This is a genomic window from Curtobacterium sp. TXMA1, from assembly GCF_020162095.1.
Taxonomy (GTDB): domain Bacteria; phylum Actinomycetota; class Actinomycetes; order Actinomycetales; family Microbacteriaceae; genus Curtobacterium.
In genome coordinates this window covers 526,674-546,204 of the sequence record NZ_CP083910.1, presented here as the reverse complement: position 1 = coordinate 546,204, position 19,531 = coordinate 526,674, and the positions used below count along the sequence as shown (strand labels likewise).

Annotated in this window: 17 protein-coding genes; 5 read left to right on the top strand and 12 right to left on the bottom strand. The window is 67.8% G+C overall.

The genetic code is table 11. The annotated features are described in order from the left end of the window. Positions 1-976 precede the first annotated feature (976 nt). The 3 genes from LCG91_RS02730 to LCG91_RS02720 form a co-directional block, all read right to left on the bottom strand. Positions 977-2,257, bottom strand: coding sequence for a hypothetical protein (locus LCG91_RS02730; RefSeq protein ID WP_224442406.1), 1,281 nt, complete (start codon positions 2,255-2,257; stop codon positions 977-979). After that, on the bottom strand, positions 2,254-2,760 hold the full coding sequence (locus LCG91_RS02725) for a hypothetical protein (RefSeq protein WP_224442405.1): 507 nt from the start codon (positions 2,758-2,760) through the stop codon (positions 2,254-2,256). The genes LCG91_RS02730 and LCG91_RS02725 overlap by 4 nt, the downstream gene beginning before the upstream one ends. 74 nt (positions 2,761-2,834) lie before the next feature. Continuing rightward, positions 2,835-3,269 (bottom strand): hypothetical protein, encoded by a 435-nt coding sequence (locus LCG91_RS02720; protein ID WP_224442404.1) that lies wholly within the window; start codon positions 3,267-3,269, stop codon positions 2,835-2,837. A gap of 300 nt (positions 3,270-3,569) precedes the next feature. Here LCG91_RS02720 and LCG91_RS02715 point away from each other — a divergent pair, with 300 nt between their 5' ends. Continuing rightward, entirely contained in the window at positions 3,570-4,238 is a 669-nt protein-coding gene (locus tag LCG91_RS02715; RefSeq protein WP_224442403.1) for a hypothetical protein, read from the top strand. Between the two features lie 62 nt (positions 4,239-4,300). After that, entirely contained in the window at positions 4,301-5,032 is a 732-nt protein-coding gene (locus LCG91_RS02710; RefSeq protein WP_058749769.1) for an SOS response-associated peptidase, read from the top strand. 133 nt (positions 5,033-5,165) lie between these two features. On the opposite strand, the gene LCG91_RS02705 is transcribed toward LCG91_RS02710, so the two are convergent. Continuing rightward, positions 5,166-10,514 carry a beta strand repeat-containing protein gene (locus tag LCG91_RS02705; RefSeq protein WP_224442402.1) on the bottom strand — a complete coding sequence of 1,783 codons (5,349 nt, stop codon included), beginning with the start codon at positions 10,512-10,514 and terminating at the stop codon, positions 5,166-5,168. 350 nt (positions 10,515-10,864) lie between these two features. Further along, positions 10,865-11,191, bottom strand: coding sequence for a hypothetical protein (locus LCG91_RS02700; RefSeq protein WP_137766469.1), 327 nt, complete (start codon positions 11,189-11,191; stop codon positions 10,865-10,867). On the opposite strand from LCG91_RS02700, the gene LCG91_RS02695 reads away from it, so the two are divergent. Then, positions 11,190-11,345, top strand: a complete 156-nt coding sequence (locus LCG91_RS02695; RefSeq protein ID WP_224442401.1) for a hypothetical protein — start codon at positions 11,190-11,192, stop codon at positions 11,343-11,345. The genes LCG91_RS02700 and LCG91_RS02695 overlap by 2 nt on opposite strands. Here LCG91_RS02695 and LCG91_RS02690 read toward each other — a convergent pair. After that, on the bottom strand, positions 11,326-11,652 hold the full coding sequence (locus LCG91_RS02690) for a hypothetical protein (protein WP_137766468.1): 327 nt from the start codon (positions 11,650-11,652) through the stop codon (positions 11,326-11,328). The two genes, LCG91_RS02695 and LCG91_RS02690, sit on opposite strands and share 20 nt — an antisense overlap. Positions 11,653-11,923: 271 nt before the next feature. Between LCG91_RS02690 and LCG91_RS02685 the strand changes: the two genes are divergently transcribed. Together LCG91_RS02685 and LCG91_RS16400 are read left to right on the top strand one after the other, a co-directional pair. Then, positions 11,924-12,814 carry a VanZ family protein gene (locus LCG91_RS02685; protein WP_224442400.1) on the top strand — a complete coding sequence of 297 codons (891 nt, stop codon included), beginning with the start codon at positions 11,924-11,926 and terminating at the stop codon, positions 12,812-12,814. Between the two features lie 52 nt (positions 12,815-12,866). Continuing rightward, complete coding sequence (locus LCG91_RS16400) at positions 12,867-12,995, top strand: hypothetical protein (protein WP_263480172.1); 129 nt, start codon at positions 12,867-12,869, stop codon at positions 12,993-12,995. 90 nt (positions 12,996-13,085) lie between these two features. Here the strand turns inward: LCG91_RS16400 and LCG91_RS02680 are convergent, their stop codons facing one another. From LCG91_RS02680 to LCG91_RS02655, 6 genes are all read right to left on the bottom strand, one after another. Continuing rightward, a complete protein-coding gene (locus LCG91_RS02680) occupies positions 13,086-13,640 on the bottom strand; it encodes a sortase (RefSeq protein WP_224442399.1) in 555 nt (184 codons plus the stop codon). A 431-nt stretch (positions 13,641-14,071) separates the two neighbouring features. Beyond that, positions 14,072-15,832: a DUF4012 domain-containing protein gene (locus LCG91_RS02675; protein ID WP_224442398.1), complete on the bottom strand. Its 1,761-nt coding sequence runs from the start codon at positions 15,830-15,832 to the stop codon at positions 14,072-14,074. Positions 15,833-15,987: 155 nt separating this feature from the next. After that, positions 15,988-17,418, bottom strand: coding sequence for a lipopolysaccharide biosynthesis protein (locus LCG91_RS02670; protein ID WP_224442397.1), 1,431 nt, complete (start codon positions 17,416-17,418; stop codon positions 15,988-15,990). Continuing rightward, on the bottom strand, positions 17,403-18,269 hold the full coding sequence (locus LCG91_RS02665) for an O-antigen ligase family protein (RefSeq protein ID WP_224442396.1): 867 nt from the start codon (positions 18,267-18,269) through the stop codon (positions 17,403-17,405). Before LCG91_RS02665 ends, LCG91_RS02670 begins: the two co-directional genes overlap by 16 nt. Positions 18,270-18,331: 62 nt before the next feature. Beyond that, positions 18,332-18,709 carry a hypothetical protein gene (locus LCG91_RS02660; RefSeq protein ID WP_224442395.1) on the bottom strand — a complete coding sequence of 126 codons (378 nt, stop codon included), beginning with the start codon at positions 18,707-18,709 and terminating at the stop codon, positions 18,332-18,334. Next, positions 18,706-19,317, bottom strand: a complete 612-nt coding sequence (locus LCG91_RS02655; protein WP_224442394.1) for a glycosyltransferase — start codon at positions 19,315-19,317, stop codon at positions 18,706-18,708. The genes LCG91_RS02660 and LCG91_RS02655 overlap by 4 nt, the downstream gene beginning before the upstream one ends. Between the last annotated feature and the right edge of the window lie 214 nt (positions 19,318-19,531).

The window sequence follows — 19,531 nt, the reverse complement described above, 5'->3', positions numbered from 1 at the left end:
CGTCGGGATCCAGCGTGCTCCGACATCCCGGTCGGCGTGAACGAACCGCTCCGGCGATTGAGCGTGTGCGGCTTCGACTTCCTGCTCTGACGGGTCATCCGAGCTGATCCGCGTTCCTCCGAGCACGCGCCCGACGCAGCGCCTCGAGCACCTCCTTGCGACTCCGGAGCACCGGATCGTGCGCCTCACGGAGAACCAACCCACTCTTCGCATCGATGACGCGCACTGCACGCGCGTTGTACGGCCCAGTCGAGTATCCACGAGACTCCTCGAGCGCTGCCAGGCTGAAGGACCGCAAATAGAACCATGTCGTTGCACATCCGCCGGGAACGATCGCGATGAAGATCGATGTGTTCGCTGACACCCAGAGCACGACTCGGAGGTCTTCTGGTATCGCAGTGTTGCGGGAACACAACCACAGTGTCGTTGCCAGAGCGACGAACAACACCATGCCACCGGCCGTCATCGCGCAGCGCTCAGACTGGCGAGACGCAGATGGCCTGACGACATCGCGCATGACTTTCCCGTTCCCGTATCCTCTCGACGGTGCGAGAAGGACACCCCGCATCAGCAGAGCGTGTCGGCCGCCGTCGACGCGACCAACGCTGCAGACGCGATGACCGCGAGCAGGCGAGCCCTCACAACGTTCACGTCTGAAGGGCATTGAACACCAAGAGAGCGGTGACGGCCACGAGCGTCAGACTGTGACCAATTGCCCTCCGAACTCTTTGCGCCTTCGAGCGCGGCGCTTGATGATGTCACCTTCGGACGCCGCACGCCACGCGTCGGCGCTGTTCATCTCAACCTCCTGATCCGACGGTCCTGGCGAGCGATGTTCGTGACACGCTTCGAACCCGCCACGCCTGGACGCATCGTCATCTCCCGCTCAGCAGCACGGTCCCGAACACGTGGCCCAAGAACGCGCTGACGAGAAGAGCCTGGGAACGCGCTGCGACGCTGTGGCAGCGGACTCCCATCAACGTGCAGAGTCTCCCTTCGGAGCCAAGCTGTCGGCGACGGACCGGCAGAGCTTCTCGACGCTCTCGTACCCGGTCGGCACGTTGAAGACCGCGCCGCTCTTGATCACCGGGGCCACGAGCGTCACATCCGGCAGCGCGAGCTCGAGCGCAGCAACGCGGTTGCCCCCGTACCGCATGGAAGTGGCACGCATGATCGTTCCTCTGGACACCACCGTGGCGACACAGACGGGCTTCGATCCCCGCTTCCACAGGGTCACATTGCCCGGCTCGAAGACGAACGTCGCCGTGTACGCGCGCCGCAACGCATCTTCGAGACGCAGTTCGCGCCTTGCCGCTGGCGTCACGATCACGTTCACCAAGGCGGCCCGAGGGTGGGCGATGCACAGCCGAGCTTCACGTCGGCGGCGAGGGATGGTCGTCAAGAGACCGAAGATCACCAGCGCAGTCGGCGCTCCGATCGCGATCGAGAGATCGATGACCGCATCGCTCGAGCCGTCGGCGAGGCCTGCAAGCGACTTGAAGACGAACACCGCCAGACCGAACGGCACAGCAAGAAGTCCCGCGCCGTAGGGCGCAAGATCGCCCGGCCGTTGCGTGTCGTCGCTCATCCCACCGCTCCTCACTGGACCTGTCCTGACCAGGCTCTTCCTGACTGCACGGCGAGAGTCGCCTCGATGCTTCGCGCCGGTGCCCCGAACGAGCAGTCTCTCGGCTTCCATCGCGGTGCGAGGCACCTCCAGCGCGTACGCAACGAACACGATCAAGAAGGGTACGGAGATGATGGCCGCGTTCACGACGGCACCCTCGTCCAGCCATCGTTGATCCGCGTAGCTGGACTGCGGGAGGGCGAGCGCACTGAGCCGCAGCGGCGGGAGGCAGTAGATCGCCGACGCGGGAAGGGTCACGACCAGCGGCAGCGTGATCCGTGCGCGCACCGGGGCGCGTCTCAACAGCCGGGCGACCTGCGTCGCGCGATGAGCAAGCAGGGCGGTGCTGAGCAGGACCCAAGAGACCGCACCCCAGACCCAGGACGAGAAGTCGTACTGCATCACGCCGTCCGCCGACCCCCAGAGTTCGACGTTCCTCAGCGAGTCATTGAGGGAGATCACGGTGCCGACACGGGAGAACAGCGGCGGGAGCGGAAAGCCCAGTCCGGCCAGGACCAGAACGGGCAGACCGCAGACGAGGAGGACGCGGGTCAGTAGCAGCCCCGGCGCCGTCTTCGACAGGCGATGGACGCCTTCCGGCCGTCCGGGTCCGGCTTGCAGACCGTTCACTGGTCTCGCCGCTTCGCCCGCTTGCCCCTGACGCTCCCGTGCTCTCCTGAGGTCAGACGGATCCACGGAGCGACAGCCAGCAGCGCCTCCTGCACCCGATCCGCCGTCCGTCTCGAGAACAAGGCCGCCGGGAACTCCTTCTCCTTGCCGTTGATCCGCAACACCAGCATCCTGCCGTACCGGTAGAACGGGTCGATGTCGCTCTGCAGATTGCCGTTCAGACCGCCGCTGTAGCCATCGATCTCGAGGCGCTCGATCGACTCGAGCGGGAAGTCCCGGGCGTGGTACCAGCCGTGGACCCGCAGCGTCCGATCGCTGATCAACACACCCATGAAGAACGCCCGCACGAGCCACAGCAACAGGGCGCTCGCGAAACCGAGCGCCATCCAGGGGAAGGGACGCAGATCGGGCGCCACCGGCACTGCGAGCGCTGCATCGAAGAACACGTTGAAGACGAGCGCGAACCAGATGGATGCGCGGCGGGTGCCCTTGATGCGCCGCAACTTCCGCGACGAGGGTGGCCGAACGTCGCTCGTTGGTCGGCTTCCGCTGCTCTGCGACGAGGCACTCGTGGCGATCACGAGTCACCCGACAGGACGTTGCGGAAGTGCCTGAGGAGGATCGCGTCGCGGTACGTGGCGTCAGTGATGCCCCTCAGGCCCCACGTGGAGACGTAGCCAGCCACATCCCCTTCCGGCAACCCTTCCGGCTCCATGTCGACGGGGAACCCTGCTCTCGAGTCGGAGTCAGCGATTGCCACGACGACGTGGTCCGTCGGTTCTTCGAGGGGGATGAGCGCGGTGTACCCGGGCGCGTACCGACCGCTGGTGGTCACGAACAGTCGCACCTCGTCGGAAGGTCTGAGATCCGCCGACTCGTCAGCGACGTGCAGTGAGCGCTCCCATGACGTCCTCGTCGTACATGCCCGCACGAAGCGACGAGTGTCGGGTCTCGTGAGCATCAGCACGACGACGGCCACCGCCACGATCGCAGCCGCGAAGACGACACTCATCTGTTCCCTCACTGCGTACGGGGCGCCCGCGTCGCGGGGAACACCCGATGTCTGGCAGCGCTTCGATGCACGATGATAGGTCGCCGCGGGAACCCGGTCGACGCCCCCCGAAGGGAGGGACCCACTGGTGCTCGATCAGGGTCCCGTGCCTCGTTGATTCAGCGATGCTGTGGTCTTGGGAACGATCCGGTCCGACGAGCTCTGCTCAGGACCGCAGCTGCCGGGCCAGCTCGCTGGGAGGGTTCGAGGCTGCCACGACGCGCGCACCCGCCCGGCAGCATCGGCGGGTAGAAGGAACACGTGTACCGGCTCGGATGGCAGGTGTTGCGCGGGAGCCTCTGGGAGGTCGTCGACCGCGGTCGTGCTCGCCGTGCCCTCTGGATCGCCGGCGGGATCACCGCGATCGCACTCGTGGTGTTCGTCGCGACGGATCTCGCCCACGGGTGGGCCGGACCCGGCGTCATCCGGCCGATCGCGGCGATCACCTTCGCCACGCTCGGTGTCCTCGCGATCGCGTACTCGTGCTTCCCGACGGCTCGCGAGGTCGGCTCGGAGCTCAGGATCAACGGCCGGCAGGTCCGACCCGACGCGACGATGTCGGTGCGGTGGTCGGTGCAGCCCTACCTCGAGCGGCGCGCACGGCCGATCGCCTCCGAGGACCGCGACGACGTCCTGAACGACGTGCCCCTCCTGCAGCGGGGGCTGGTGCGACGGCTCTCGCGGCTCGGTCCACTCCTGGTGGGCACGGCTTCCGGCGGGCTCGCGGCGATCGCCTCCGGACAGGTCGAGGTCTTCGTCGTCCTCTGGCCCTTCGTGTACCTCTTCACGCTGCCGGACATGGTCCGTCAGCTCGGCATCGCCGAACGCGCCCGCCTCGCGGCGCTCGACACGGCGCCACCAACGCCGAAGCACCGTCCGCTCTGGCGTCGGCACCCTCTCGGTTCGAAGGTCCGCCTGCCGGGCGAGTGACCGCCGAACCGAGCAAGACCGGCACCGGCACCACTGTCGGCAGCGCCGGGCACACTGGGCGCATGTGTGGAAGGTTCGTCGTCTCCGACACCACGGCCGATCTGCTGCCCGAGCTCGTGGGTGAGCTCGCCGCGCGCACCGAGCACGTCGACCAGGAGACGGGCGAGGTGCACGCCGGCCTCGCCCCGAGCTGGAACGTCGCGCCGACCGATCCCGTGTACGCCGTCCGGCAGCGGCACGGGCAGCGCGAGCTCCCCCAGATCAGCTGGGGCTTCGTCCCGAGCTGGGCGAAGGACTTCCGGAAGCAGCGGCCGAAGCCGATCAACGCCCGCATCGAGACGGTGGCGACGAGCGGCATGTTCAAGCGGGCGTTCGCGACGAACCGCTGCATCGTCCCCGCCCTGGGCTACTACGAGTGGGTCGTCCGCGAGGACGGCAAGGAACCCCACTTCGTCCACGAACCCGGCGGCGCGCTGGCGATGGCGGGCATCGTGAGCGCCTGGCCGGACCCGACGAAGCCCGAGGACGACCCGGAGAAGTGGCGCCTGTCGCTCGCGATCATCACCCGCGACGCGCACGTCGCCCCCGGTGAGGTCCACGACCGGATGCCCGCGTTCCTCACCCCGGACGGGTACGGCGACTGGCTCGACGGAGACCTCGGCTCCGACGACCTGCTCGCGCTGCTCGACCACGAGTCGCTCGCGGTCGCAGCCGGGCTCGAGCAGTACGAGGTCTCGCGCGCGGTGAACAGCGTGCGCAACGACGGCCCGCAGCTCATCGAACCTCTCCGCTGAGGCAGACACGACCCGAGGACACGGCGACCCGACGTCGGGTCGCGACCACGGACGACGGACGGGAGGCCCGGATCACGTGCGCCTGTCGGCTGACGTGGTCCGGGCCTCCCGTCCGGTTCGTGTGGTGCTGTCGTCAGGACCCGCTGCGGCGGCGCGTCCCCGTCACGACCGTGGCGCCGTCACCCCGGCGGCGGACCACCAGGAACACCCCGGCCAGCACCATCGCGATGGCTGCGAGACCGAGCCCGACGAGCCCGGTGGTGCCGGTGAAGGCGAGCTTCGCGATGTGCGCCGCGGCCGCGAGGCCGGTCGGGTAGGACACCTCGATGGTCGCGCGGACCAGCTGCGCGGCGCTGTCGAGCACCGTGTAGTCGATCGAGGTGCGCGCTGCCCAGCCGTGCTCGGGGGTGAACACGACCGTCCCGTCCTGGACCTGCCAGGTGCCCATGCCCTGCACGACGACCCGGTCGGTCGGCGCACCGCTGGCGGGGTCGACCAGGTGCAGCGTCGACGGCACGAAGTGCGCTCCGCCGCTGGCGTGGTCGTTGTCGATCGGACGGATGGTGACCGGGTGGTCCACCGCACCGACGGCGGAGTCGTCCGTGGCGCTGGCGGCTGCGACGACCGTCATGACCGCGGTCGCCGTCGTCGTCTGGCCGGACGCGTCGGTCACCGTGTAGGTGAACCGGTCGGTGCCGGTGAACCCGGTCGTGGGTGTGTAGACGTACGAACCGTCGGGGCGGACCGTGACGGTGCCGTGCGCGGGCTTCCGGTCGAGGGCGGCGGTCAGGCCGGTCCCCCGGTCGTTGCCGAGCAGGCCGTGCTGGGCGTCGCGGGCGATCGCGGTGCCGGTGACCGTGCTGGCGCTGTCGTCGGCGGCGGCGATCCCGACCGTGATGGTGACGAGGGCTTCCGCGTGCTGGCCCTCGACGTCGACCACCTCGTAGGTGACGCTGTCCACGCCGGAGAACCCGGCCTCGGGCGTGTAGACGAACGTGCCGTCGGCGGCGATCGTCACGGTGCCGTGCTGCGCGCGGCCGACCGAGGCGACGCGGAGTGCGGAGCCGTGGTCGTTGCCGAGCACGCCCGGACCGCGCACCGTGACCGGCGTGCCGGCGGTGGTGCGTGCCGCGTCGGCGCCCGCGGTCGGGGTGACCGTGATCGTGACGAGGCCGGTGGACGTCTGCCCCTCGGTGTCGGTCGCCGTGTAGGTGAAGGTGTCGGTGCCGGAGAAGTCGTCCGCCGGCGTGTAGACGTACGAGCCGTCCTTCGACAGGTCGACCGTGCCGTGCTGCGGCTTCCGGTCGAGCGTCGCCGTCAGTCCGGCCCCGGAGTCGTCGGCGAGCACGCCGCGGTCGGCGGGGACGGTCAGCGTGCCGTTCGTCGTCGTGGTGCCCTGGTCGGGGGTCGCGACCGCGCCGACCAGGACCGTCACCGTGGCGGTCGCGGTCTGCCCGGAGGCGTCGGTGACCGTGTACGTGAAGGTGTCGGTGCCCGACCAGCCCGTGGTGGGCGTGTAGACGAGCGTGCCGTCGGCCGCCGTCGTGACGGTGCCGTGGCGCGGTTCGGTGGCGCCCGTGACCGTCAGACCGGAGCCCGTGTCGTTCCCGGTGAGCGTCGCCGGCGAGATCGCGAGCGAGGTGTTCGCGGGCGTCTGCAGGACGTCGTCGGCTGCGGTCGGGGTGACCGTGACCGTGACCGTCGCCGTGGCGGTCGAACCGGTGCCGTCCGTCACCGTGTAGGTGAAGGTGTCGGTGCCGGACCAGCCCGCTGCGGGTGTGTAGGTCACGCCGGTGCCGGTGGTGCGGACGGTCCCGTTCGCGGCGGTGCCGACCACCGTGACGCGGAGCGCGGTGCCCTTGTCGTTCCGCAGGACGGGGACGTCGACCGGGGTGTCCGCCGTGGTGGTCACGGCGTCGTCGACGGCCTTCGGCGCGACGGTGATCGTGACGGTGCCGGTCGTGGTGTTCCCGGAGCCGTCGGTGATCGTCACGTCGAAGGTGTCCGTGCCGGAGTACCCCGGCTCGGGCGTGTACGTGTACGAGCCGTCCTTGCCGACCTCGACCGTGCCGTGGCCCGGGTCGGTGTTGTCGGTGACCGCGAGGTCCGTACCGGTCGCCCCGGCGAGCACGCCCTTGTCAGCGGGCACCACGAGGGTGCCGTCGGCGGTGGCGTCGGCGTCGTTCGCGACGACCACGGGCGTGATCGTCACCGTGACGGTGCCCTCGGCCGTGTTCCCGTTCGCGCCGGTGACCCCGTACGGGAACGTCGCCGTGCCCGAGGTGCCCGGAGCCGGGGTGTACGTGATCGTGCCGTCGGCGTTCAGGACGACGGTGCCGGCGCTCGGCTGTCCGACCGACGTGACGGTGAGCCCGGAGCCGTGGTCGTTGCGGGTCAGGTCACCCGAGGTCACCGTGACGGGCTGGTCGGCCGCGGTGCGGATCCGGTCGTCCTCGGTGCGGGGCGTGACCGTGATCGTCACGAGTCCGGTGCTCTTCTGACCCGACGAGTCCGTCGCCGTGTAGGTGAAGCGGTCCGAGCCCGACCAGTCGGCGGTCGGCGTGTAGGTGTACGAGCCGTCGGCGGCCAGGTCGACCGTGCCGTGCAGCGGCTTCTCGTCGAGCGTCGCGGTGAGGCCGGTGCCCTGGTCGTTCGCCAGCACGCCCTTCGCCGCGCCGACGGTCAGCGTGGTGGACGCCGGGACGGTCGCGGTGTCGGCGGTCGCCTGCGGTCCGACGATGACGACGACCCACGAGGACGCGGTCCCACCGGAGGCGTCACGCACGTCGTACCAGAAGGTGCCGGTGCCCGAGAAGCCGTCGGCCGGGGTGTACACGGCGTTGCCGTCCGCGTCGAGCACGACGGTGCCGTCGGTCGCCCGGCTCACACCGGTGACGGTCAGGCCGGCGCCGGAGTCGTTGCCGAGCAGGGTCGACGCCGGGACGGTGACCGGGGTGCCGGCGGTCGTCGACGCGTCGTCGGGGCGGGCGATCGGTGCGATGGTGATCGTGACCGTCGCCTGGGTCGAGCTGCGCCCGGCCTTGTCGACGACCTGGTAGGTCAGGGTGTCGGTGCCGGACCAGTCGGTGGCCGGGCGGTACTCGATGCGGCCCTGGTCGTCGACCGCTGCGGTGCCCTGTGCGGGCTGCGTCGCGATCTGGGTGCTGAGCCCGGTGCCGAGGTCGTTGCGCTGCACGTCGACGGTGACCGGGGTGTTCGCTGCGGTCGACGCGGTGTCGTCCTTCGCGGTCGGCGGCACGACGACGGTCACCGTGGCGGTCGCGACGGTGCCGGCGGCATCGGTGACCGTGTACTGGAAGGTGTCCGTGCCGGAGAACCCGGTGGCGGGGACGTAGGAGTAGGTCCCGTCGGGGTTCAGCGTGAGTGCACCGTGGGCCGGCTGCGTGTTGCCGGTGACCGTCAGGCCGGTGCCGCGGTCGTTGCCGAGCAGGCCGTCCTGCGGCGTGGTGGTGGTGAGGATGTCACCGGCGCGCGTGGTCAGGGTGTCGTCGTTCGCGGCGGGCCGCACGAGGACGGTCACGGTGACGGTGTCGGACTTCCCGTTGCCGTCGGTGACCGTGTAGTCGAACGAGTCGTTGCCCGAGTAGCCGTCGGCCGGGGTGTACGTGTACGAACCGTCCGACCCGACGGTGACCGTGCCGTGCGCGGGCTGGGTCGATCCGGTGACGGTCAGGTCGGTGCCCTGGTCGTTGCCGAGCAGGCCGGGAGCGCCGACCGTGGTCGGACCGCCCGCGGTCACGGTGATGGAGTCGGCGGTCGCGGCGGGCGTGACGGTCACGGTGACGGTCGCGGTCGTGGTGGCGCCGTTGCCGTCGGTCGCGGTGTAGGTGAAGGAGTCGGTGCCCGAGAAGCCGGGCGCCGGGGTGTACCGGTAGGAGCCGTCCGTCCCGAGCTCGAGGGTGCCGTGCGTCGGGTCGGTGTGGCTCGTGATGGTCAGGTCGCTGCCGCCGTCGTTGGCCAGGAGGCCGTTGGCGGCGTCCGCGGACGCGGTCCCGCCGGCGCGCACCGAGAAGGCGTCGTCGGCGCCCTTCGGCGTGACCGTCACGGTGACGGTGCTCGTCGCGGTCTGCCCGGAGGAATCCTTCGCCGTGTAGGTGAAGGAGTCGGTGCCGGAGAAGCCCGCGGCAGGTGTGTAGGTGTACGAGCCGTCGGGACGGACCGTCGCCGATCCGTGGGCGGGCTGCGTGTTCGACACGACGCTCAGGCCGGTGCCGGTGTCGTTCGCGAGCACGCCGTCGGCGGCACTCTTCGTCACGGCAGTGCCCGCGGTGGTGGTCGCGGTGTCGGCGGTGGTGGCGACGTGCGTGGCCTTCACGGTGTTGGCGAAGGTGACGACGACGTCGGTGCCGTCAGCGCTCGTGGCCGCGGGGAAGTCGAAGGCGGCCGTGTTGCCGTCGCCCTGGGCGATCACCGCACCCGAGTTGATGTTCTCCGCGCGCCAGGTCGTCGCGTAGTTCGCGAGGTCGGTCGTGCCGGCTGCCTTCTGCGTCGCCGTGTACCGGTTCTTCGGCGTGGTCAGGACCGCGCCGGCCTTCTGCGACTGCACGCCGTCGGTGGAGTCCGCCGTGGTCGCCGTGTTGCCGGTGCTGACGCCGCCGCCGGTGACCTCGAGGGCGAACTGGTCACCCGACGCCCAGCGGTGGTCGACGCTCGACTGCGCGGAGAGCGTGTTGGCGTAGTTGCACGTGGCGAGGTCGCTCGGGCTGTAGCCGCCAGCGATGGTGACCGGGTCACCGACCTGCTTGCCGGAACCCGGGTCGATCTTGTAGACGGTCGACCCGACCGAAGCGAAGAGGTAGCCGTCAGCGGAGAAGCCGATGCCCGGGCTGCCCGCGGTGCTGGCGTCGATGGGCAGCGTCGCGACGAGCGTGCTGGTGAGTGCCGTGGTGCCCGCCGTGGTCGGGACAGTGTCCCCGTCCACGCGGCGGATCTGGTTGCCGGTCACCACGAAGAGCAGACCGCGGGTGCTGAACGCCATGTCGCCGTTCTTGCCCGTCAGCAGGTTGCCGATGGTGCCGACCTGGCCGATCTTCGTGCCGGTCTTCGTGTCGTAGGCGCCGAGGTAGGCGGGGTTGGCGCCGCTCGCGTAGTAGTAGATCCCCGTCGCGGGGTTGATCGCGCCGCGGAGCAGCTGGTGGTTGCCGCCCGGGTCCGCGTTGGTGACGTCGGGGTTCCGGACGCCGTTGACCGCGTCGTACGAGGTGATCGTGTTGCCGTTGTTCACCGCGGCGTAGGCGGCGACACCGTTGCGGGCGACCGCGAGGGCGTTGTCGGCCGGGTCCATGCGGACGACGTTCGTCACGGCACCGGTGGTCGCGTCGATCGCGGCGAGCTGGTTCTGCGCGGTGTTGATGGCGTACAGGGTGTTCTGGTCGCACGACAGCGCCGTCGCGGCGGCGGCCGGGTCGGCGACGACGGCCTGCGTCACGCCGACGGCGCCGAGCAGGGCGACGCCGAGCATGGCGACGGTGCGGAAACCGGGTCGTGGGCGCGCGTGAGCGCGTCCGGGCACACGGGTGCCCTGGTGCACAGGCAGCATGAGTCACTTTCGGGTCGAGACGATGCCGACGCCGAGCTGTCGTGACGGTCCGTGCAGCAGGACGGTCGCTGGCGTCGACCCGATCCTGACAGGACTCTGAGGAACGAGGGGGGCAACAGTGGTCCCCAGTGTGGGGGACCCTCCTCGAACTGGGGGTACGCCGCCGAGCGCTCCGGACGGTGCTCGCGCGGGGTGCGCAATGACGGGAGGCCCGGATCACCTCCGCCGTGTGGCGGAGGTGATCCGGGCCTCCTGGTCGGATCGTGGTGCGGTCAGAGCGTGCGGCGCACGTCCGGCAGCAGGTCGTGCAGGCGCTCGGCCAGCCGGTCCTGTGCCTCGTGCAGCGAGCGGAAGTCGCCGACGTACTGCCCGAAGGTGTCGGACACGAAGAAGTGCGCGCCCTGCTGGTCGATCACACCGCCGTAGTAGCCGCCGTAGTTCGCCGCCCAGAGCCCCGTGTCGGCCTCGGACCAGACGACGTGCGCCCGGGCCGGTGCGTCGGGGGACACGACGCCGGCAGCGATGCCGGTGATGACCTCGATGGTCGCCGTGTCCACGGTCACCTCGGCCTGGTGGCTGTTGGCGACGCTGGTGCTCATGGTGGTGCTCCTCGTGCTGCTGTGGTGCTGGACGGTGCTGGTGGTTCGGGTCGAGCTGATCGTTCGGGTCGTGCTGATCGTGCTGGCCTGGCTGGTGGCGCCGACCGCGGTCGGCGCCGGATGGTCGTCGGGCACTACGCGACCGGACGGATGACGGACGGCAGCATCACGTGGAGCTGGTCCGCGAGCTTGGCCTGGGCCTCTTCGAGGGTGGCGAAGTCGCCGACCACGAGGCCGAAGGTGTCCGAGGCGACGTAGCGGCCGTCGCGCTTGTCGACGCTGCCGCCGAAGTAGCCGCCGTAGTTGGCGATCCACTCGCCGTCGTCCTCCTGCGTCCAGGTGGTCTTGGCGCGGGCGGCGCGGCCCGAGTGCTCCGCCTCGGCCTCGAGGATCGCGATGACGTCGACCGTCTCGGTGTCGAGGGTGACCTCGCGGTTGTCGGTGGTGACCGTGGTGCTCATGTCGCTCTCCTTCGCGATCCGGGGTACATCTGCTGACGGGACAACCGTACGAGAACGTCCCCCGGTCACGCCAGCGATGCCCGCCCTTTCACGGGTTCCGTGCATGCGCATCGGGGGACAGCCCCGGATTTCCGGGCCAGGGGGACACGAGAACGGGGTACAGGGGGACGATCGGGGTACTCGTTTCGTGGATGAACTGCTTCGGCGGCTTTCTCGAGTCACCCTCGCGTCTCGTCCGGCCGGGAGGCGCGGCCCACTACCGTCGATCCCGATGGACACCGCGACGAGGACCACGATCGTGCGCAGCGGGATGGTCGCTGCGGTCGTGCTCGTGGGCGCGGTCCTGCTGGTGCCCGGTCTCGCCGACCGCGTGCGGTCCGCCTTGCTCCACGTCGTGGGCGCGCTGCGCGCGCTCGGGCACGGCACCCTGACGCTCGGTGACGGGTTCGTGACGGCGATCGGGGTGACCCTGGTGACCGCCCTGCTGCCGGTGCTGCTGGCGGGGGCGAGCAGGGCATCCCGGCCGGAGGGGGTGCGTCGACGCGCCCTGGTGAGTGCGGTCGTCGTGCTGGTGGCCGCCGGGGTCCTGGCGGCGCAGTCGCCGATGCCGGGCGGGCGGTTCCGGTCGCTCGCGCTCGCGGGACTCGTCGGGGTCGCGATCGGGTCGCTCACCGACGCGGCCTGGCACGCGCGCCACCGGGCCGCGCACGCGTCGGGACGCACTCGGCGGGTGGCGTGGACGCTCGCGGCCGTCTACGCGCTCGTGGTGGTGCTCGTGGCCACCGCGGGCTCCCCCGTCGACGGCGGGATCCACCCGTGGCTGGTGCGGGCGATCGCGGCTGGTCATCGACTCGGTGCGCCGAGGTGGCTCGGGTACGACGCGGTCGAGTTCACGGCGAACGTGGTCTTCTTCGTGCCGTTCGGGTTCTTCGTGCTGCTGCTGTTCGGGGGGCGCGCGTGGTGGGTCGGCATGCTCGGCGGGTTCCTGGCGAGCTGCGCGATCGAGACGGTGCAGGCGTTGTTCCTGCCGGCGCGGTTCGCGTCGGTGGACGACGTGCTGGCGAACACGTCGGGGGCGGTGCTGGGGGTGCTGGTGGGGATCGTGGTGCTCGGTCGCGCCCGGGTGAGTGCGGCTCAGGGACAATCAGACGCCGCTGCATGAAGATCTGACGACGTACCAACCGTTCCATCCCATCTGCACCTACGGTCAGCACATGGACCCGAACCCGAATCGGAAGCAACCCCGCCCGTACCAGCGGCCCTCGATGTTCCCGTGGTGGCTGTGGATCGTCGCGCCGCTCGCTGTGATCGCCGTCGTGGCGATCGCTCTCCTCGTCACCTGATCCGCTCGACCCGACTCCTGATCCTCCACTGACGACAGCACGAGGCCCCCGGCACCGAAGTGCCGGGGGCCTCGTTCAGTCGAGCTGCGCTCAGGCGGCGTCGTGCTGACGACGGACCGACTTGCGGACGACCAGGAGGCCACCACCGAGGACGATGGCGCCGCCGGCAGCCCAGAGGCCGAGCGTCGAGATGGTGCCACCGGTGAAGGCGAGCTGGCCGGGGGTGCCGGTGTTGCCGTTGGCGGCGACCGAGGTCGCGCCGGCCGGGGCGATCGTGAAGGCCGCGTAGCCGGTCACACCGGAGGTCGCGCCCGTCGCGGTCAGGTTGTACGTGCCCGAGCCGCCGGCCGGGAACGTGACGCGCACGGTGAGCGAGCCGTCAGCGTTCGCGGTGTAGTCCTTCGACGTGGTCGCGGTCGGCAGGGCGCCGAGCGTGACGTTGCCGGCACCGGTGACCTGGACGCGCACGGCCTCGCTGGGCTGGAACGCACCGGGCGTGAAGGCGACGGTCGCGGTGCCACCGGCAACGTAGTTGCCCGAGACCGAGACGTCGGAGTCCGGCGTGTAGCCGGCAGCGTTGGCAGCGGTCGGGACCGCGATGAAAGCTGCGCCCGCGAGCAGGGCAGCGGCGATGAGCTTCTTCATAGAAGTGTTTCCCCTAGTGATCTGATCCGTCAGACCCTGACACCCAGAGCCCGTACACCGCTCGCAAGGCACGTGATGCAGCCAGTTGCGATGGCGAAGTTCCCTCAATCTAGCGGGAATCCTCAGGTTGTTGCCACCCGATCCGAAAGTTTCGCGAGATGTAACGCGGGGTGACGCCCCTTGCGTGGCTCGATGGGCTCGCAGCTCAACGCACCCGCGCCCTTGCTCGGCGACCGAAAGCCCAGTTCACGGCCGCTTGCCATCCGGGCGCAACGCTGGTCTCCGAGAACACCTCCGTGCGCCGTGCAACCTGGCCACCGTGCTCAGGAATCCCAGGCACCCCCCACTCTGGGGGCAGTCGACGATGCGTTTCCCGGAGCAACACGCCGGACGCTGCCGCCGCCGAGAGCGGCGCAGTCCTATGGTTCGCGCTAGCCCTGCGGCACCGGCGTAGCGCAGTCGAAACGCAGCGGCAGGACCTTCGTCTGCTCGACACCCGGGGTGGACAGCACCTCGGTACCGGCCTTGGCGTTCTCGGCCTGCCCGAGGAAGGCGACCCGGAACGTCGCGCTCTCGCCCGGCGCCAGGACGGTCCGCAGCTGCGCGACCGGATGGCCGTCGTCGGTCGCCGTCTGCACGCCGACCGCCTTGCCGTCCTGCGAGGCGCCGAGGAAGATCGCGCCCTTCGGCGCGTAGACCGCGATGAGGGTCTTGATCTTCCCGGGTTCGGTGCCGAACGCGCCGCCGCCGGTCACGTACTCCGGCAGGCTCGTCGCAGCGTCCGCCGGCGCGGTGTTCGTGATCGTGACCTCGACCGCGGAGGTCGGCAGGCCGTCCTGCCGGCAGACGGACGACCCGACCGAGATCGTCTTCTGCAGGTAGTAGTCCATCTTCGAACCGGTGCCGTCGTTGAGGTAGACGCCGAACTGCCGGGTCTCCTCGTCCGCGGTCGGCAGTGCGCCGGAGACGGCCGTGCCGTCGATGAGCTGCTCCTCGGACGCGTCGGCGCTCCAGAGCCGGAGCCGTCCCTCCCCCGCGGACTGCGCGAGCGCCGCGATGAACTGCTTGGCGTCGAACCCGCCGCTCGAGACCTTCTCGAACACTGCGCTGGCGGCCGAGGCGAAGAACGCGTCCTGCATCTTCGGGTCGGAGTACTTCGCGTACGCCTCGCTCAGGAGCAGCTTGACGGCGTTGTCCGACGTGAGTGTGTCGCCGGTCGCGAGCTGTACGGGGCCGGTGGCCTTGAGCAGGTAGCCGAGCGTCACGGGGTCGATAGCGATGACGCCGTTGACCTGCTGCCCGGTCTCGCGCTGCCACATCGCCTGGGCGAGCTTGCCGGAGAGGTCGAAGCGCGGTGTCAACGTGACGTCTTGCATGTACCGCCCGGTGATGTCGCCGAACAGCCCCTTCGTGCCGTCATCGAGCGGCAGCACCGACTCGGGGTACGGGCCGAACGACTGTCCGGATCGCTGGTCACCGAAGGAGACGGAGCCGTCGTTGACGTTGAGGAGCGCCACAGCGCCCGGGATCCCGCCACCGGCGCGCAGCTCGGCGTTGTTCTGGAACAGCAACAGGTACTGGCGGTTGCCGTCGGCGCCGAGCATCGCCGGGGCGAGCTGCACGACGCGGTTCGCGGTGTCGACCTGGCCGTGCACGGACGTCAGTGCGTTCCGCAGCTGGTTCACCGCGGACGTCACCGGCGACAACGTGTTCACGGTGTCGATTGCATCGGCATCCTTGACGGCCTTGTCGATCGTCGCGGTCGCCTCGGCGACCGGTGCCTGCGCCTGCACGAGGGGCTGCAGGTCGATCTTGCCGTCCTTCGGCGCGAACGAGCCCGTGCCGAGCTTGCCGACGACGCCGGCGATTGGGCTGACCGCGCCCTGCGACACGTCGTCAACGACGCCGGCGATCTGGCGGACCGCACGCAGGTTGGTGCCGAAGAACGGGACGTGCTCCGAAGCGCGCCAGATCGGATCGCCCGTCAGCGAACGGGCCGCGCCGGCTTCGTCCTCCAGGTGCGCGGCCGTCTTCTCCGCGCTCGCGGTGTCGCCACCGGTCAGCTGCGTGCGGAGCGTCTGGACGTCGGCAACGGCGTTCTCCAGGTGGCCCTTTGCGAGCACACCGCGCACCCCCACCCAGGCGACAGCGAGGATGACGAGCAGGACGATGGCCAAGACGATCCACAGCACGGTCCGGGCCCTGTTCCCCCGGCGTACAGCAGTGCGTCGCGACTCGGGAAGGTCGGACATAGCCTCATCTTACGGTCCGTGCCTCCAACCTGCCCCTCCGCTCGCACTCTCCCACCCGCCCGACGCAGCACTGATCAGCGGCGAAGTTCTGCCAGTCAGCGGCGGAGTTCTGCCAGCGCCGCGACGATAGTCCGCCGGATCGTCGGCACACATAGCAGAATCACCATCATTGCGCCGACAGAGGTCAGTCCTGCAAGAAGGATGACGATCGAGGACCATCCGCGCTGGAGACCGAACCATGAGGAGAGGAGCAATAACACCGAGACGGTGCCCGCCAACGCGACCGGTGTGAGACACGGTCTGAGGAATTCTGAGCGACGGAGATTGAGGCGCGGGACCGCCAACACGATCGCGACGGTCCATATGATTGCCTGGCCGCTCAAAACCACGAACGCCACGGCAACATTGCCGATGCTTGCAGCTAAGAAGGCCCCCACAATAATGACCAGACGGCCCGGAAGTTCCGACCAGAACAAAGCACCGACACGGGCACGAATGATCGCCGCCCAATAGACCGGGTAAGCGAGTATCTGGAATACACTCGCCCCTGCCAGAACTTGTAGAGGGACGGCCGCCGCCAACCAAGGAGAACCGAGCAACGACTCCACTAAGAACCTGGCTTCCACAATGACAAATGCCAGGCCTGGCAGAGCGATCATGTAGAGCGACGCCTGGACGCGCTTGAAGGACGCACTCAACTGTGCCTCGGAGGTGATCCGCGCCAGCCCCGGAACGACAGCCCGAGTCAACGGAGCGGCAAATTGCTGCACGGGAAGCACGCTCAGCTGGAACGCTCGGTTGTAAAAACCAACTTCCGCAGCCGATTGGGCGAAACCCAAAGCGATTGTGTCAGAGTTCGAGCTGAAGTAATTGGCTACCTGAGTGCCGAAGGTAGCCGAACCGAATCTGAGATGAGATCGCACGCCTGTTCCACGCCGCGGAAGCGCCGGAAACCAACGCGTCAAGAGGACGACAACAACTAGGGCGCACGATGACGCGCACACCTGTTGCCACGCCAGCGACCAGACGCCTGCGCCACTGAATGCCAGAACAATTGCGGTTACCACACCCGATAATTGCGAACCAATTTCGAGCAAGGCCAACGCGACAAACCGACCTGAGCGGTTGAGCCGCACCTTATTCTGCACTGCAAAACCGTTGAGGACGAAGGTTAGTGAGACAAACATTAAAAGCGGGGCCACTACGTCTTTTCCAAAAGCTTCCGCGATGAATGGCGCCGCGACCACACAGATAAGCGCGACGAGCGAACCCAAAAGTCCGTTTGCCCAACCAAGGGCCGACTGCGCCTCATCAGAAAGAACCTTTGTGCGCAAAGCCGAAAGCGATAGTCCGAAATCCCCGATAACTGACGCAATACCGCTCACACTCAATACGAGGGCCATCATTCCGAAAGCTTCAGGCGCCAGCAAGCGCGCGAGCAGGATCACTGATAGAAACTGCAACCCATACTTTGCCCACTGCCCGAAAACAAGAACCAGGCTTCCTCTCCTCAAGAGAGAGCCCACTTCACGTCACGGCTCTTCGCGCCCGCCGCACCACTCCGGTGCTCTCTCCCGATCAACAAGACTCCGAGAACGGGCAGGAGCAGACCGATCAGGCCGACATTCGTAAAGATAGGCACCGTGAATGCCGCCGCAACAGCAGTCACAAAACACATAGCAATAATCTTCCGCTCACCTTGCGACATCCATCCGAACATCAATGCAATGGTGAACAATACGCCCGTAAACGCGGCGAGTTGCAGAAGCCCACCCTCCACCAGCTCAAGCAGATACTGCGACTCCGCGGACCTCCACGTCACGAAGTAAGGAAAGATCGGCCATGTGCCGAGCTCAATGTAGAATCCCTGCCCCCACCCCACCAATGGCCTTTCCGCGATCAATGGAAGAGTCTGATTCTGCCAAATTTCCCAACGATAAGCGATGCTTTCGGGAATCAATCCGCTACTTTGAGCATAAGCCCCCGGGTTAGAGCCGAATTGTTGCCGGAGCCGTGCGAGCAACGGTGCCGCCAGCAACGGTGCGGCAAGCAGACCGCCTAGCGCGATGGGAACCAGCCGGTGCCGAAGCCGACTCGACTGGACAAAGGTAAGAATGACCAGAAGGGTCGCTCCGATCAAAATCGCCAGAGTGAGAGTCGAGACGATACCAGCGAGAATGACGACCAAACTCAACACAGCTGTGCGGCGAGAGCGCGCATGCTTCTCGCTTAGAAGGACGCACATGACGGCGAGAGCCACTAGAAGATATGCACCAAGACCAGTCCAGTGGCCGACCGTGCTCGTCGCCCGGGCTAATCCACCAGCGCGGGCCACGACACCAGACGTGCCCGTCAGAAGTCCGACGACCGGCTGCATCGTCGATGCGAAAATGAGCTGCGCAATGCCGATTAGAGCGACGAACGGCGCAGGTCGGACGATCAGGAGAGCGCCTCCAGTCTGTCCATCCCTCCCGCAATCACCAGTCGCAGACAGAGATAACTCAAAAAGTAGATGATGAGCTGCACGGTGGTGTCGTACCGGAACCCGTGGCCGAGGTCTTGGCTGTTAACGAGTTCCAAGCACAGACGCAGCACGATATAAACCGCAAAGACAATGTCGAAGGGTAGGATGCGCAACCCGCCGAGAAGATGAGCATGTCCCAAACCCAGCATCAGGCATCCTGCGATAGATATTGCAGCAGCAAGACCTATCGGTCCGAGATGATATTGCACGCCGGGGATAGCAGCTCCGAGCCCGATCAGAAAAATCGCTCCGCGTTCATATCGGCGCCCGCGGTTCGAATCTGCGTCGCTCAAGACGTCGCTCGCTTCGCAACGGCCCGATAAATACGGGCATGCGCGCGGCCAGAGTATCGCCAGGTTCGTTCCTGGTTCCAGTGAACCTGCGACAACGCTGGCACTCGAGGCAACTCGTCGACTTCAAAATCGATCAGACGGATCCAGTCGGAGCCGAATTCGATCTCTAGCGCCTCCGCGACGGTCGAACGTTGCACCACGACGGGTCTGTTCAGCGAGAGCGCCAGAAGAACTACACCCGAGTTATACAGCTCAGGATAAGGAACAACGACCGCTGCACTGCTCTGGATTCTACGAACAAGATCCGCGTCATTCAATCGCATCGCATGGATCGTCACTGCGGAGCTCGCCGACGCTTTTCTCTCGAGAGACGCCAAGTAGTTGTTGTCCTTCGATTCGCCTGCAATCAGAAGCTCCGCTCCTCGGGACCGAAGTGCGGCGTCAACTGCGCGCTCGATGCCCTTGTACGGCTTGAGCACGCCAAAAACGAGATAACCGTCGGTTCGTTCTAGCGATGGAACAGACTGCGTCAGGCCTTTCAGCCACGGCAAGTAGTTCGCGTGAGGGATGAGAATGCCGGGTTCGGAACTTCCTTCGCTCTGCGTCAAGAGAATCCGCTGCGATGAGGCCGGAAGCGATCTAAGGACGATTCGTCGCGCTCGACTCAGCCCGTCATGCGGACGCAGATTGTGTTTCGTTCGAATAACCGGCGTGTGAGATAGTCTAAGTCGCACCGACCATAGGAGCGCCAGCAGGACCGCTGCTAGCCTCTTTAAGCCTCGCCCGGAGACAAGATACTCGGGCCAATGGAGGTGAACTACT

Excerpts from the sequence above, each read along its gene's own strand:
- LCG91_RS02710 (WP_058749769.1), top strand. The coding sequence starts at position 4,301 with ATGTGTGGAAGGTTCGTCGTCTCCGACACCACGGCCGATCTGCTGCCC.
- LCG91_RS02695 (WP_224442401.1), top strand. The coding sequence starts at position 11,190 with ATGGTGGTGCTCCTCGTGCTGCTGTGGTGCTGGACGGTGCTGGTGGTT.
- LCG91_RS02720 (WP_224442404.1), bottom strand. The coding sequence starts at position 3,269 with ATGAGTGTCGTCTTCGCGGCTGCGATCGTGGCGGTGGCCGTCGTCGTG.
- LCG91_RS02700 (WP_137766469.1), bottom strand. The coding sequence starts at position 11,191 with ATGAGCACCAGCGTCGCCAACAGCCACCAGGCCGAGGTGACCGTGGAC.
- LCG91_RS02690 (WP_137766468.1), bottom strand. The coding sequence starts at position 11,652 with ATGAGCACCACGGTCACCACCGACAACCGCGAGGTCACCCTCGACACC.
- LCG91_RS02685 (WP_224442400.1), top strand. The coding sequence starts at position 11,924 with ATGGACACCGCGACGAGGACCACGATCGTGCGCAGCGGGATGGTCGCT.
- LCG91_RS02680 (WP_224442399.1), bottom strand. The coding sequence starts at position 13,640 with ATGAAGAAGCTCATCGCCGCTGCCCTGCTCGCGGGCGCAGCTTTCATC.
- LCG91_RS02665 (WP_224442396.1), bottom strand. The coding sequence starts at position 18,269 with ATGCAGCCGGTCGTCGGACTTCTGACGGGCACGTCTGGTGTCGTGGCC.
- LCG91_RS02705 (WP_224442402.1), bottom strand. The coding sequence starts at position 10,514 with ATGCTCGGCGTCGCCCTGCTCGGCGCCGTCGGCGTGACGCAGGCCGTC.
- LCG91_RS16400 (WP_263480172.1), top strand. The coding sequence starts at position 12,867 with ATGGACCCGAACCCGAATCGGAAGCAACCCCGCCCGTACCAGCGGCCC.